The sequence below is a fragment of the Chloracidobacterium sp. N genome, assembly GCF_018304765.1.
Classification (GTDB): domain Bacteria; phylum Acidobacteriota; class Blastocatellia; order Chloracidobacteriales; family Chloracidobacteriaceae; genus Chloracidobacterium; species Chloracidobacterium aggregatum.
Genome location: NZ_CP072642.1, coordinates 2,567,452 through 2,579,708, shown reverse-complemented (window position 1 = coordinate 2,579,708; position 12,257 = coordinate 2,567,452). Strand labels below are relative to the sequence as shown.

Annotated in this window: 11 protein-coding genes and 1 tRNA gene; 8 read left to right on the top strand and 4 right to left on the bottom strand. The window is 64.1% G+C overall.

From position 1 onward, the window contains the following. The first annotated feature begins 62 nt into the window (after nucleotides 1-62). From J8C05_RS10835 to J8C05_RS10805, 7 genes are all read left to right on the top strand, one after another. Nucleotides 63-152: transfer RNA gene (locus J8C05_RS10835), tRNA-Ser, on the top strand. A gap of 97 nt (nucleotides 153-249) precedes the next feature. Next, nucleotides 250-3,012, top strand: a complete 2,763-nt coding sequence (locus tag J8C05_RS10830) for a TonB-dependent receptor (RefSeq protein ID WP_211422181.1) — start codon at nucleotides 250-252, stop codon at nucleotides 3,010-3,012. Nucleotides 3,013-3,141: 129 nt separating this feature from the next. Further along, nucleotides 3,142-3,846: an LON peptidase substrate-binding domain-containing protein gene (locus tag J8C05_RS10825; protein WP_211422180.1), complete on the top strand. Its 705-nt coding sequence runs from the start codon at nucleotides 3,142-3,144 to the stop codon at nucleotides 3,844-3,846. A 106-nt stretch (nucleotides 3,847-3,952) separates the two neighbouring features. Beyond that, nucleotides 3,953-4,888, top strand: a complete 936-nt coding sequence (locus J8C05_RS10820; protein ID WP_211422179.1) for a VWA domain-containing protein — start codon at nucleotides 3,953-3,955, stop codon at nucleotides 4,886-4,888. A 12-nt stretch (nucleotides 4,889-4,900) separates the two neighbouring features. After that, entirely contained in the window at nucleotides 4,901-5,464 is a 564-nt protein-coding gene (locus J8C05_RS10815; protein ID WP_211422178.1) for a hypothetical protein, read from the top strand. A 16-nt stretch (nucleotides 5,465-5,480) separates the two neighbouring features. Beyond that, nucleotides 5,481-7,337 (top strand): glutamine--fructose-6-phosphate transaminase (isomerizing), encoded by a 1,857-nt coding sequence (glmS, locus tag J8C05_RS10810; RefSeq protein WP_211422177.1) that lies wholly within the window; start codon nucleotides 5,481-5,483, stop codon nucleotides 7,335-7,337. A gap of 3 nt (nucleotides 7,338-7,340) precedes the next feature. Then, the gene (locus J8C05_RS10805) at nucleotides 7,341-8,111 is read left to right on the top strand and encodes an ElyC/SanA/YdcF family protein (protein ID WP_211422176.1); all 771 of its coding nucleotides are present in this window, start codon (nucleotides 7,341-7,343) and stop codon (nucleotides 8,109-8,111) included. Here the strand turns inward: J8C05_RS10805 and J8C05_RS10800 are convergent. From J8C05_RS10800 to J8C05_RS10785, 4 genes are all read right to left on the bottom strand, one after another. Then, nucleotides 8,054-8,578, bottom strand: coding sequence for a VanZ family protein (locus J8C05_RS10800; RefSeq protein ID WP_211422175.1), 525 nt, complete (start codon nucleotides 8,576-8,578; stop codon nucleotides 8,054-8,056). The two genes, J8C05_RS10805 and J8C05_RS10800, sit on opposite strands and share 58 nt — an antisense overlap. Next, on the bottom strand, nucleotides 8,575-9,315 hold the full coding sequence (locus tag J8C05_RS10795; protein ID WP_211422174.1) for an SDR family oxidoreductase: 741 nt from the start codon (nucleotides 9,313-9,315) through the stop codon (nucleotides 8,575-8,577). The genes J8C05_RS10800 and J8C05_RS10795 overlap by 4 nt, the downstream gene beginning before the upstream one ends. A gap of 6 nt (nucleotides 9,316-9,321) precedes the next feature. After that, nucleotides 9,322-10,479: an NAD(P)/FAD-dependent oxidoreductase gene (locus J8C05_RS10790; protein ID WP_211422173.1), complete on the bottom strand. Its 1,158-nt coding sequence runs from the start codon at nucleotides 10,477-10,479 to the stop codon at nucleotides 9,322-9,324. Between the two features lie 84 nt (nucleotides 10,480-10,563). Further along, nucleotides 10,564-10,755 (bottom strand): hypothetical protein, encoded by a 192-nt coding sequence (locus tag J8C05_RS10785; protein ID WP_014100684.1) that lies wholly within the window; start codon nucleotides 10,753-10,755, stop codon nucleotides 10,564-10,566. A 355-nt stretch (nucleotides 10,756-11,110) separates the two neighbouring features. On the opposite strand from J8C05_RS10785, the gene rlmN reads away from it, so the two are divergent. Beyond that, a complete protein-coding gene (gene rlmN / locus J8C05_RS10780) occupies nucleotides 11,111-12,199 on the top strand; it encodes a dual-specificity RNA methyltransferase RlmN (RefSeq protein WP_246840698.1) in 1,089 nt (362 codons plus the stop codon). Nucleotides 12,200-12,257 lie beyond the last annotated feature (58 nt).

Sequence of the window (12,257 nt, the reverse complement as noted above, 5' to 3'; positions counted from 1 at the left end):
CCAAGTCTCTTGACAGCTTGTGGCAAGGCGCTTGATACTCATTGTGCATCGTTAGCGCGCGCGGAGAAGTCGCATAGTGGCCTAGTGCGCTGGTTTGCTAAACCGGTGTACGCGAAAGCGTACCGAGGGTTCGAATCCCTCCTTCTCCGCCACCTTCCTCTTCAGTCTTTCCTCAAAACGCTGCGCCCCAAGCGAAATGTACGCTGCCTGCACTGCTGACCAGGCGGTGGTCGCTTGGGGCTTCCTTCAATGAACCAAGTGAACCAAGCCGACACCAAGCCTTTTTTGGCCTGCCTGCTGTTTCTCGCCTGGCTGTTGGGAGGCGCTTGTGCAACAACGCTCGCCAAAACGCCAGTCCCGGAATCGGCGACGCTGACCGGTTACGTGCGTAACGTGAACGGTACACCTGTTGCCCAAGCGCGGCTGACGCTTCTGACAGCGCGCCAGACGGTCGCGGCCACCACGGTCAGCGCCGCTGATGGGCGGTACCTGTTCGATGATGTCACGCCCGGAACCTATGAACTCGTTGCGGCCACCTCCGATGGGCTTGGGGTGCGGCTGGCGGTTTCACTCGCGGCTGGCATCACCACGGTGCGCGATCTCACCGTACTGCCCACGCCGGTCGCCGAGACCGTCACAGTGACGGCCGACGTTGGCCTTGTCCAGGACAAGGATGAACTGGGGCAGACCGTCACGGTGATTCCGGCCGGACGCCTGCAGGAACGCGCCACCCAGGGGCTGGCCCAGGCTTTTGCCGAGGAAGCCGGGCTATCCGTACAGCAGACCAGCGCCACGCTGGGCGGCGTCTTCGTGCGCGGACTCGTGGCCAGCCGGGTGTCGGTGTTCGTGGATGGCGTCCGCTACACGACAGGTGCGCAGCGGGGCGGCATCAGTACGTTTTTCAACCTGCTCGAACCAGGCAGCTTGCGCGGCGTGGAGGTGCTGCACGGGCCGCACGGCGCGCAGTACGGCAGCGACAGCCTGGGGGGAAGCGCCCAGTTGCTCACGGCCACCGCGCCTCTGACCACCGGCGGTTTTGTGTTTCAGGGAGAAAGCACCTTCTTTGGCATCAGTGCCACGTCCGGCTTCGGCCACGCCACCCGTCTGTCCTTCGGCACCCCACGCTTCGGTGGCGTGGTCAATCTGGCCGGACGGCGCATCAATACCCTGCGCGCTGGCGGCGGCATAGATTCGCGCGCAGCCGTGACCCGGTTTTTTGACCTGCCTTCAAACCGCTTCTACGGCACGCGCCAACCGGATACCGCCTTCACCGAATATGCCGGCAGCCTCAAGGCCGTGGCGACACCCCGCGCCGGACACCAGTTCGTCGTCCATTACCAGCGTGGACAGCAGGACGGCGGCCAACGCTCCGATCAGTTGCTGGGCGGTGACGGCAACCTGCTGGCGAAACTGGGCAACCTGATGCTGGACTTTGGCTACCTGCGCTATGACGGCCAGCGGGTGGGCGGTCTGGACAGTGTGACCGTCACCGGCAGTTTCAACATCCAGCGGGAAGAACGGATCAATCAGGGCGGGCAGGGCAATCCCCGGGCGCTCATCAACGCCCAGTATGAACGCACCCGGGCTGTGGGCCTGTCGTTATTTGGTGCAAAGACGCTTCCGGGACGGCACACGGTGCTGGGTGGCGCGGATGCCTACCGCGATGTCATGCGGGCGCGCGCCTTCGATGCCCATCCTGTGACCGGCATCGCCACGGCGGCCCGTCCACGTGTTCCCAACGGCGCGTATTTCAACAACTACGGCTTTTTTGTGCAGGACGTGTGGGAGGCCGTGCCGAATCGGCTGCGCCTAGCGGCCAGCCTGCGCTATGGCGTGGCTTCCTACCGCGCCCGCGCCCGCGACAATGCGCTCGTCGGAGGGCGTGCCGTGGTCGAGGACGACAGCGTACGCACGGCAGCCTGGACGTTCCGCTTCAGCGGCGCGTGGCAACTGGGGCGCGGCTGGGTGCTGGCCGGCAATGTGGCCCGTGGCTTTCGTCCACCCAACATGACCGACCTGGGATCGCTGGGCCTGCAGGGGAATGGCGTTTTTGAAATCGCTGCGCCAGCCGTTGCCGGACGGCAGGCCTTCATCGGCACGACGGCCGATGCCTCCGCCGTGTCAACCGGGCTGCCGGTCAGACAGGTCATCCCGGAAAGCAGTCTGAGCTACGAAGGCAGCCTGCGCTACCGCAATGGACGGATGGATGCCGATCTGACCGGCTTTGTGACGAATATCAATGACCTGCTCACGACACAGACCCTGATCCTGCCGCCGGGGGCAGTGGGGACGCGCCTGGGGACGGAAATCATCACGGCGCAACTGCCGACGGGGGCGGTGTTCGTTGCGCCGGCAACGAGTCCCGTGCGCGTCCGGGCCAACTTCACCGATGCGCGTATCTACGGCGTTGAGAGTTCGCTGGGCGTCAGGTTGACGGCAAGCTGGTCACTTGGCGGCAACTTTACCTGGCTGCATGCGGAAGACCGCGCCACCGGGCGGCCGCCCGATGTGGAAGGTGGAACCCCGCCGCCACAGGGGTTGCTGCGGCTGCGCTATCAGCCGCCCGGTCGCACATGGTGGGTGGAAGGCGTTGTGGCGGCTGCCCACCGGCAAACGCGCCTGTCGTCGCTCAATCTCGATGACCGCCGGATTGGTGCGGCCCGGACGCGCACCCAGATTCAAAACTTTTTCCGTCGGGGCGCCACGGTGCGGGGATTTGTCGAAGCCGGCCCCGACGGGCGGCTGGGCACGGCCGATGACCGGCTGCGGCTGACCGGCGAAACCCTGGCGCAGATTCAAGCCCGCGTGTTGGGAACAGCCGCCAGTGCGCCGCTGTTCCCGCGTCTGCCCGGATGGGCCACGCTCAACCTGCGCGGGGGATACCGGTTTGGCGAGCGACATGACGTGCTGATTGCTTTTGACAACCTGCTCGATCAGAACTACCGCACGATTTCCTCCGGGATAGACGCGCCGGGGCGCAATCTGACCGTGCGCTACACCATCCGTTTCTGAATCGCCAGGTCAGGCTGCGACTATGGTCGTGGTCGTTTCCCGGCTGCGTCAGGGCATCCGACTTCGACAAAACCCGGCCGGGTGTGAAATCATACGCTGGTCGAAACCCGTGTTTGTCAATGATGTGTTATGAACCAACCCTTGCCCATCCTTGAAGGTACAAAGCGGATTCCCATCTTTCCGCTCCCGGTCGCCTTGTTTCCAGGGATGATGCTGCCGCTGCACATTTTCGAGGAGCGGTACAAGGCTATGGTGCGTGATTGTCTGGCCGGGGAAAAAATCTTCGGCGTGACCTTTGTCAGAGGACGCGAAGGTTTCCCGCCGCCCGTAGGGCGGGTGGGGTGTGCGGCTTTCATCCTGGCAACAGTGCCCTTGGAAGAGGGACGGATGAACATCCTCACAACCGGACTGGCTCGCTACCATGCCCTCGAATACTTTCAGGATGAGCCCTATCTGGAAGGTCTCGTCACCTTTTTTGATGATCAGCCGGTGCGGGAAGACCTCACCGAAATGGCTGAAACCGTGCGCGTGACGTTCAAGCGAACGGTCAAGGCCATTCGCGCGATGAGCCGGGAAGACGACAACTTCCCGGATGAACTGCCGGAAGACCCACGGGCGTTGTCATTTCTTGTGGCGTCGCTGTTGCAGATGAGCGAAGAGCAGAAGATGGCACTGATGGAGTTGACCGACACCAGGGAACGTCTCGAACGCCTGCGGCGGTTATTGTTGCCGGCGGCAGAAAAGTACGAGTTGCGGGCTGCCATCAATGAACTGGCCAAAACCAACGGACACAGCTCACGGGGCATACTCGGCGACCCGGACCCGGAGTCGTAGCCTGCGGCACGCCCCGGACCAGATGCGGGCGTGGGGCGGCAGGCCGTGGCTGAAGGGGCTGGTCGCTCTGTGCAGTCTGGGTCTGTGTAGCCTGGGATTGGGGGCTGTGGAAGCCGTGGCCCAGGAGCGGGCGGTGGTGCCGGATGACACCCTGGTGACGCTGCGCGCCCAGCAGGTGCTTGTGCCGTTTACTGTCGTGGATCGGCTCAATCGTCCGGTTACGACGATCACGGCCGCCGATGTCAGGCTCTTTGAAGATGGCGTCGAGCAGGACATCGTCGCGCTGGGGCGGGCACCTGACCTGCCCACGACGGTCGTGGTGGTGCTCGATTGCAGCGGCAGTATGGTGGGCCGCCTGCCACTCGCCAAACGGGCGACGCTGACGTTTCTCGAACGCATCCTGCGATTGCCACAGGACCGCGCGGCCCTGCTGGCCTGTCAGCAGGACCTGCTGCTGGCGCAGCCGCTGACGGGCAGCCTGGACGCCCTGCGGCAGTCGCTGGCGACTCTGGATGAGCGGTTGCCGTCACCACTGGGACGGGTGATGCCCTTCGATCCCAGGCAGGACACACCGCCGGGAACGGCGCTCTATGCGGCCCTGTATGCCGCCATCGAGTTGATCCCGGAAGCAACGGACGAGCGGCGGCGGGTGGTGGTCGCCATCAGTGACGGCTTTGACAGTGAAGGTCTGGTTCGGATCGGGGAAGTCATCGAACACGCCTGGCGGAATCAGGTGAGCCTCTACGCCTTGGGCATTGGGCAACCGGAGCTGACCGCAACCGATGACAACCGGATGGTCAATCGGGCGGACCTGGAACGACTGTGCGCGGCAACCGGCGGACAGGCCTTTTTCCCACGGCTGGACCGTGAGTTTTTTACGGCGTTCGAGCAGATTGACACCGATTTGCGGCAACGCTTCGTTCTGGCCTATACACCGGCGAATGAAGCGGCCACGTTCCGCACCATCCGCATTGAAGTGCCGCGCCATCCCGATTGGAAAGTGCGCCACCGCGCCGGTTACTACACCAATCCCAGTGAGTGATGTACCCCCCCCATGGAGACAGATACTTTCCCTTGGTATCGTTGGCACTACGCCGCGTGGTGGAAACCGCTGGCGGTTGGCGCCCTGCTGCTGGCCCTGGACAGCGCCAGTGGACTGGCCCAGACGACCCGCCCGGCGAGCGCCAGGCGCAAGTCAGCGCGTCCGGCTGCCACGCCTGACCGCCCGGCCGCGCCGGCGGAAGCTCCATCACGTCCGGCCAAAGACAAGTACCCTCCGGTCGAAGCGCGGGTGGCGGCCTACCGCGAGCAGCTCGAAGCCAAAAAAATCAAGCGCGAGGACACCCTACCCTATCTCATCGCCGGGGTCGAAGTGCTGGGCATTTCGGAATCGCCCCGGGGGTTGACGGCCTTCATCCGCGTCGAGGATGAAACGACCCTCGTGGTGCGCGCCGGGATGCGTTTTTACGATGGCGTCCTCGAAAAGATTGAGCCAAACCGCCTGATTTTTCGCCTGGGCAACCGGCGGCTGGTCGAAAAACGCTACGGGCAGTCCATTGATGCGTCACCCGGTGACGCCGCGCCGGATGACGCGCCGGAGACGAATTCCCTGCCCTGAAAGAAGGCTTCCGTCCATGTGCGGTATCGTTGGTTATGTTGGCGCCAAGCCGGTCGTTTCGGTTCTGCTCGATGGTCTCAAGCGGTTGGAGTACCGGGGTTATGACTCGGCCGGACTGGCGGTTGTGGCCGATGGGCAGCTTGAACTGCGGCGCGCATCGGGAAAACTCTACAACCTGGAAGCGGTCATTCAGCGGGCGCCGCTTGCCGGCAGCTACGGCATCGGGCACACCCGCTGGGCCACCCACGGACGCCCGACTGAGGAAAATGCCCACCCGCACCGCGACGCCAGCGGACGGGTGGTGGTCGTCCACAACGGCATCATCGAAAACTACCTTTCCCTGAAGCGGGCGCTGGAACAGGAAGGCCACGCTTTCGCGACGCAGACGGACACGGAGGTGATTGCCCACCTCATCGGCAAGTATCAGCAGGCGGGTCTGGGGCTGGCGGATGCCGTCCGGCAGGCCATTGCCGAGCTTTCGGGGATGTTCGCCCTGGCGGTGATTGCAGCCGACGAGCCGGACACGATTGTGGCGGCACGCTTTGGCCCGCCGGTGATTGTCGGGCTGGGGCAGGAGGAAAACTTCGTGGCTTCCGATGTCACGGCCATTCTCCAGCACACCCGGGAGGTGGTGTTTCTCGAAGACGGGCAGGTGGCCGTTGTACGTGCCAACGAAGTCACCTTCACGGACTTTGCCGGGCGGCCGGTGACGCCGACGGTGCAGCGCGTCACCTGGGACCCTGTCCTGGCCGAGAAGGGTGGCTTCAAGCACTTCATGCTCAAGGAAATTCACGAGCAGCCGCACGCCATCCGGGAAACCCTGGCCGGGCGGGTCAGCCTGGATGAAGGGCGGGTGTATCTCGATCCGACGGACATTCCCGACGCCGACTGGCAGGCATTCACCCGGATCGTGATTCCGGCCTGTGGGACGAGCTGGCACGCGGCGCTGGTTGGGAAAGTCCTCATCGAAGAACTGGCCCGCCTGCCGGTCGAGGTGGACTACGCCAGTGAGTTCCGCTACCGCAATCCGCTGCTCGATGCGCAGACGCTGGTCGTTGTCATCACGCAGTCCGGCGAAACCGCCGACACGCTGGCAGCGCTGCGCGAAGCCAAGCAGCGTGGCTGCCACACCTTCGCCATCTGCAACGTGCCCGGCTCGATGGCCGCGCGCGAAGCCCACGGCGTCCTGCTGACCCATGCCGGGCCGGAAATTTCGGTGGCTTCCACCAAGGCGTTTACTTCCCAGATCGTGGCGCTCTACCTGCTGGCACTGCATCTGGGGCAGTGCCGGGGGACATTATCGCCGACGGCCGTGATGAAGCACGTCGAACAACTGCTGGCCCTGCCGGTCAAACTGGAAGCTGCGCTGGAGCAGGACGCGGCCATTGCCGAACTGTCCAGAGAGTTTTTCCGGGCGTCAGATTTTCTCTACCTCGGCCGCGGCGTGAACTTTCCCATTGCGCTGGAAGGCGCACTCAAGCTCAAGGAAATCAGCTACATTCACGCCGAGGGCTTTCCAGCCGGGGAAATGAAGCACGGACCGAACGCGCTCATTGACGAGCGCCTGCCGGTTGTCATGGTGATGCCCCGGGAAGTTGGCAATGCGGCTTCCGAGCTGCGGTACGAAAAGACGCTGTCGAATCTGCAGGAAGTCAAAGCCCGCGATGGGCGTGTCATCGCCATTGTCACGGAAGGCGATACCGAGGCTGCCGGGCTGGCTGAGTATGTCATTCCCATTCCGGCCACAAGTGAACTGCTCTCCGCCGTGCTGGCCGTGGTGCCGTTGCAGTTGCTGGCCTACCACATTGCCGTACGGCGCGGCTGCGACGTGGATCAGCCACGCAATCTCGCCAAGAGCGTGACGGTGGAATAGTGTGTGTTCGCTCTCGAAAAGTTTCTGGCGCCGCTGTTGTTTCCGCTGTCCCTCGTGCTGATGGGGCTGGGAGTGGGACTGGGGCTGCTGTGGTTTTCCCGCTGGCAACGGGCAGGCAAAGCCGTGGTGACGGTGGCCGCCGTGGTTCTGGTGGTGGCCGGTCACGGTTGGACGGCCAATGCCCTGCTGACGCCCCTGGAGCAGGGGCAGGTCACGTTTGCCCCACGGGGCGAAGTGCCGCCGGATGCCCACAACATCCGCTGGGTTGTCGTTTTGGGGGGCGGCGTGGGCGGTGATGAACACCTGCCGCCTACGGAATGTCTTTCGGACGCCTCCCTGCGGCGGCTCGTCGAAGGCATCCGTCTGCACCGCCTGTTGCCGGCGGCCCGGCTGGTAACATCCGGCGGAGCCGTGTTCACGCCACGCCCGGCCGGCGAGGTGATGCGGGACGCCGCCTGCGCCCTTGGTGTTTCCCCCGAACGGATTGCCGTCCAGCCCGTGGGGCGCAATACCGTCGAGGAAGTGGCCGCCGTGGCCGGACTCGTCGGACAGGACTCGTTTCTGCTCGTCACTTCGGCCGCGCACATGCCGCGCGCGCTGGAAGCCTGCCGGAAGCAGGGCCTGCACGCGCTGCCGGCGCCGACCGACTTTCAGGCCGCAGGATCAGATGGCGTATGGACGCCGGGCGACATCTATCCGAGCGGCGCCGGGCTGCATCAGTCCGAGCGGGCTATGTACGAATATCTCGGACGCCTGCGCCAGCGTCTGCGCTGAACCAGGTAAGACCGCCGCCACTCCCGCAGCTTCCGCGCCACATAGAGCAGTCCAATGCTGCCGATGGCCAGCCCGACGCCGAGGCTGTCCAGCAGCACATCGGCAAGGCTTCCGCTGCGTTCCGCCGTGAACGTCTGCCGCCATTCGTCCAGCGCGGCATAGAGGATGGAAACCACGCCCGCGCCCAGTCCGGCCTGCCACGCCTGCCACCGGTGGGCCCGGCGCAAGGCCACGTACCAGAGCACGGCCAGCAGCGCATACTCAGTGACGTGTCCCAGCTTGCGCAGGAGAAGGTGCAGGCTTTCAAGCTGCGCCGCCCCCAGGTTGGGCAGCCACCACCGCAGCCAGCCATAGGCCACCGGCGCGGTGTTCCGCCAGGCAAGCCAGTCGCTTGAAAACACAAAAATCGCCGCCATCCAACTGATGGGGAGCAGCAGCCACCACCAGCGAGGCCAGGAATCGGTCATAATGAGAGCCGTTTGAAGATGGGTTCGGGAATCATCCGAATGACCAGCGTGATGAAGCGCCAGAAAAACGGGGTGTAGATGTCGCCGTCGGCGCGGTACAGGGCGCGCACAATGTCCCGCGCGACGCGCTCCGGTCTGGCAACCAGAGGGGGGAGCTTCATCCCGTAGGTCATCGGCGTGTCCACAATCCCCGGCTTGATGGTGACGACCCGTACGCCGCTTTTGAACAGTCGCTGCCGCAGCCCCTGGCAAAAGGCCGTGACGCCCGCTTTGGCTGAGCCGTAAATGTAGTTGCTCTGGCGTCCGCGATCGCCGGCCACAGAGGAGATCACGCCGATGACGCCCCGGCGTTCCTTTTCAAAGTAGTTGGCGGCGTGCGTCACCAGCGACACCACGCCGACATAGTTCGAGGCCAGCATGGCTTCGGCAGCGGCAACATCCTGCTCGGCCTGTTTCTGGTCGGTCAGCGTTCCGAAAGCCACGAGGATGCCATCCAGGCGGCCGGTACAGGCCACGGCCGCCGTCCAGACTGCGCCGTGGCTGGACAGATCACAGGCGTCAAACGCCAGGCTGTGGGTTGGAACGCCGTAGCGCAGGTGAGTGTCAGCGGCAATGCGTTCGACTTCAGGCAGGTTGCGTCCGGCGAGCACCAGGGTGGTGCCGCGCCGGGCCAGTTCGGCAGTGACCGCCCGCGCAATGCCCGAAGTGGCGCCAAAGATGGCGTAGGTAGGGGCCATGGGGCGTCAGATGACGGCCGTTTCGTGCAGCAGTTCGCCGGTGGTGAAGCGTTCGATGGAGAGCGGTTTCACGTCGAGGGTACGGGATTCGCCGAACAAAATCATTTCGGCAATGGCCGTTCCCATGGCCGGCGAGTGCATGATGCCGTGCCCACTGAAGCCGGTGCAGACATAAAAGCCCGCCACCTGCGGCACCGGGCCGACGATGGCGTGGTGATCGGGCGAGATGTCGTAAAGTCCGCCCCAGCAGCGGCGCAGGTTGATCGCGGCGTTTTCCAGGCAGGGCACGCGCGGAAGCGCCCGTTCGATAATGGCGTCAATGAAGTCCGGGTTGAAGGTCGTATCGAAACTTTCCGGCTCGTCGGGATCGGCCCAGCCCAGCATGACGCCGTCGCCTTCCTTGCGCATGTAGCAGCCGGTGCTCAAATCCACGAGCATGGGCAATTCGCGGGGCAGTTCATCGAAGCGTTCGGTCGTCACGATTTGCCGCTTGGTGGGACGGATGGGGATGTCCACGCCAAGTTTGCGTCCGACCAGATGCGACCAGGCCCCGGCGGCGTTGACCACTACCGGCGTTGCAATGTGTCCCCGGTTCGTGACCACACCCGTGATTCGTCCGTGCTCCACGGTGAAATCCAGCACTTCGGTCTCCAGTTCGATGCGCGCTCCCTGTTCGCGGGCCTTGCGGTTGAAGCCCTGCATGATGCTGTAGGGGTCAACGAAGCCATCCGTCGGGCAGTAGGTGCCACCCAGTACGTCTTCGACGTAAAGCTGGGGGACGAGTTTGGCAATGTCTTCGCGGGTCAGAAACTCCACGGGGATACCTTCCGCCTGCTGGACGCGCAGATTCTGTTGCAGGTAGTCCACGTGGGCCGGCTCGGTGGCAATGAACAGGTAGCCATAGCGCCGGTATTCGGGGTCCTGTCCGGTGAGTTCCTCGAAGTGCGTGAAAAAATCAATCGAAAACCGCGACATGCGGATGTTGACCGGGGTGGCAAACTGCTGGCGAACACCGCCGGCGCTCCGTCCGGTGGAGTGTTTGCCCTGAAAGTTCTCACGTTCGAGAATGAGCACGTCGCGGCACCCGTGCCGAGTCAGAAAATAGGCAATGCTGCATCCGATCACGCCGCCACCGATGATGACGACTTCAGCTCGTTCGTTCATGGTTTCAAGACCTTGCGCCGGGCTTGATAGCGCCGGTTTCAGCGATTCGCGGGATGGCGAACGGGCACCCGGCGCGGGGCCAGGCTAGGCATCCACGTCTTCTTCCTCGCGTTCCCGTTCGCGTTCGAGTTCCTCAAAGAGATTGTCATAGCAAGCCTGACACACGGCCCGGTAGCCAAACTGGCGTACCACGGAAGCCAGTTCCGGGATGCGCGTGATGTCGAAAAGCTGCCGGGTCGGTTCGTCACAGCAGTCGCAGAAAGCTCGCGTCGGCATCGTCGTTTCACCCTGGACAGAAAGGCAAGGAAAGCATAACGGTCAAGGAAACAGCCGCCAAGGAAAGCACAAGACTCAGTAAAGCTGCTCTGTCGGTTCTGGTGGATGACCGACCGGAGGGCAGGTCAAAACATTTTTTTACAAATGTAAGCCAGCGGCGGTCGTCCTGTGCGTAGGCTAACGTACTTTGTGCTTCGGCGCGTACGCTTTCCAGCCCAGGGCGGATGTTTTGGGCGGCTGCCGTCCGGGCACGGGACCGGCTTGGTCAGTAGTCACAGGCATGCTTTGATAGGCTGTTGCCCGTGCACGTGGAATCCGGGTTGAAGCCATGATTGAAGGGAGGTTGTCGGCGCCTGTGTCATCTGCATCCGTCGCCGTGGCGGGCCACGACCTGTTGGGCTTCACCTGCCAGCAGATGTGCGCCTTCATGGTGGAGCGTGGGCTGCCGGCGTATCGCGGGCGGCAGCTTTTCCAGGCCCTCCACCGGCGGCTCGTCGAAACACTGGAAGACGTGCCGGAGCTGCCCCGTGCGCTGCGCACCGGGCTGGCCGCCGGGACTGATCTGCGGCCGCTGTCGCTGACAGAAGTGTTTGAGGCTGCGGATGGGACACGCCGCTACCTGTTCACCGTACGCGGCGGGCATGCCATTGAAACCGTCTGGATTCCCGATGGTGGACGGATCACATTGTGCCTTTCTTCGCAGGCGGGCTGTCCGATGCGCTGCGCCTTTTGCGCCACAGCGACCCTGGGGTTGCAGCGGAATCTGACGGCGGGCGAAATCGTCGCGCAGGTTTTGTACGTGCTGCGGGATGCTGTCCATCGCCGGCAACAACCGCGTCCGGCTGGCATCAATCTGGTGCTGATGGGGATGGGGGAGCCGTTGCTCAACTACGACCATGTGCTCCACGCGCTCCGTGTCCTGGCGGACCCGGAAGGGCTGCATATCGTCCCCCGGCGCGTGACGCTTTCAACCGTTGGGATTGTTCCCCGGATCATGGCTCTGGGACGCGAGCCGGACCGTCCGCGCCTGGCGGTTTCGCTGACGGCGGCAACCGATGACTTGCGGGCGCGGCTGATGCCGGTCAACCTGACCTACCCGCTGGAAGCCTTGCGTGAGGCGTGCCTGATGTTTCCACGGCATCCGGGCGAGCGGATCACCTTTGAGTATGTGCTGCTGGGTGGCGTCAATGACGCGGATGAGCAGGCGCGGGCACTGCTGCGCTGGCTGGCGCCACTGCGGGCCCGGGAAGCGGCCAAGGTCAACCTCATCCCGCACAATCCCGTGCCGGGACTTCCCTTTCAACCGCCGCCGCCGGAGCGGGTGCTGCGCTTTCAGGCGCTGCTGCGGGCGAAGGGCTTGCCGACCTATCTCCGCCGCCCGCGCGGGCGGGACATTTTCGCCGCCTGCGGGATGCTTGCGGCAAGCTCCCAGCCGTCGGCATAATGCGCAGCAAGCGCCAGTTCAGCCTTGCAGCCGGTCCCGGCTCTGTGCCGTCCAGCGG

Bases quoted from the DNA above. Each gene is read 5' to 3' on its own strand.
- glmS (WP_211422177.1), top strand. From the start codon at position 5,481: ATGTGCGGTATCGTTGGTTATGTTGGCGCCAAGCCGGTCGTTTCGGTT.
- J8C05_RS10800 (WP_211422175.1), bottom strand. From the start codon at position 8,578: ATGACCGATTCCTGGCCTCGCTGGTGGTGGCTGCTGCTCCCCATCAGT.
- J8C05_RS10790 (WP_211422173.1), bottom strand. From the start codon at position 10,479: ATGAACGAACGAGCTGAAGTCGTCATCATCGGTGGCGGCGTGATCGGA.
- J8C05_RS10795 (WP_211422174.1), bottom strand. From the start codon at position 9,315: ATGGCCCCTACCTACGCCATCTTTGGCGCCACTTCGGGCATTGCGCGG.
- J8C05_RS10785 (WP_014100684.1), bottom strand. From the start codon at position 10,755: ATGCCGACGCGAGCTTTCTGCGACTGCTGTGACGAACCGACCCGGCAG.
- J8C05_RS10815 (WP_211422178.1), top strand. From the start codon at position 4,901: ATGGAGACAGATACTTTCCCTTGGTATCGTTGGCACTACGCCGCGTGG.
- J8C05_RS10825 (WP_211422180.1), top strand. From the start codon at position 3,142: ATGAACCAACCCTTGCCCATCCTTGAAGGTACAAAGCGGATTCCCATC.
- J8C05_RS10830 (WP_211422181.1), top strand. From the start codon at position 250: ATGAACCAAGTGAACCAAGCCGACACCAAGCCTTTTTTGGCCTGCCTG.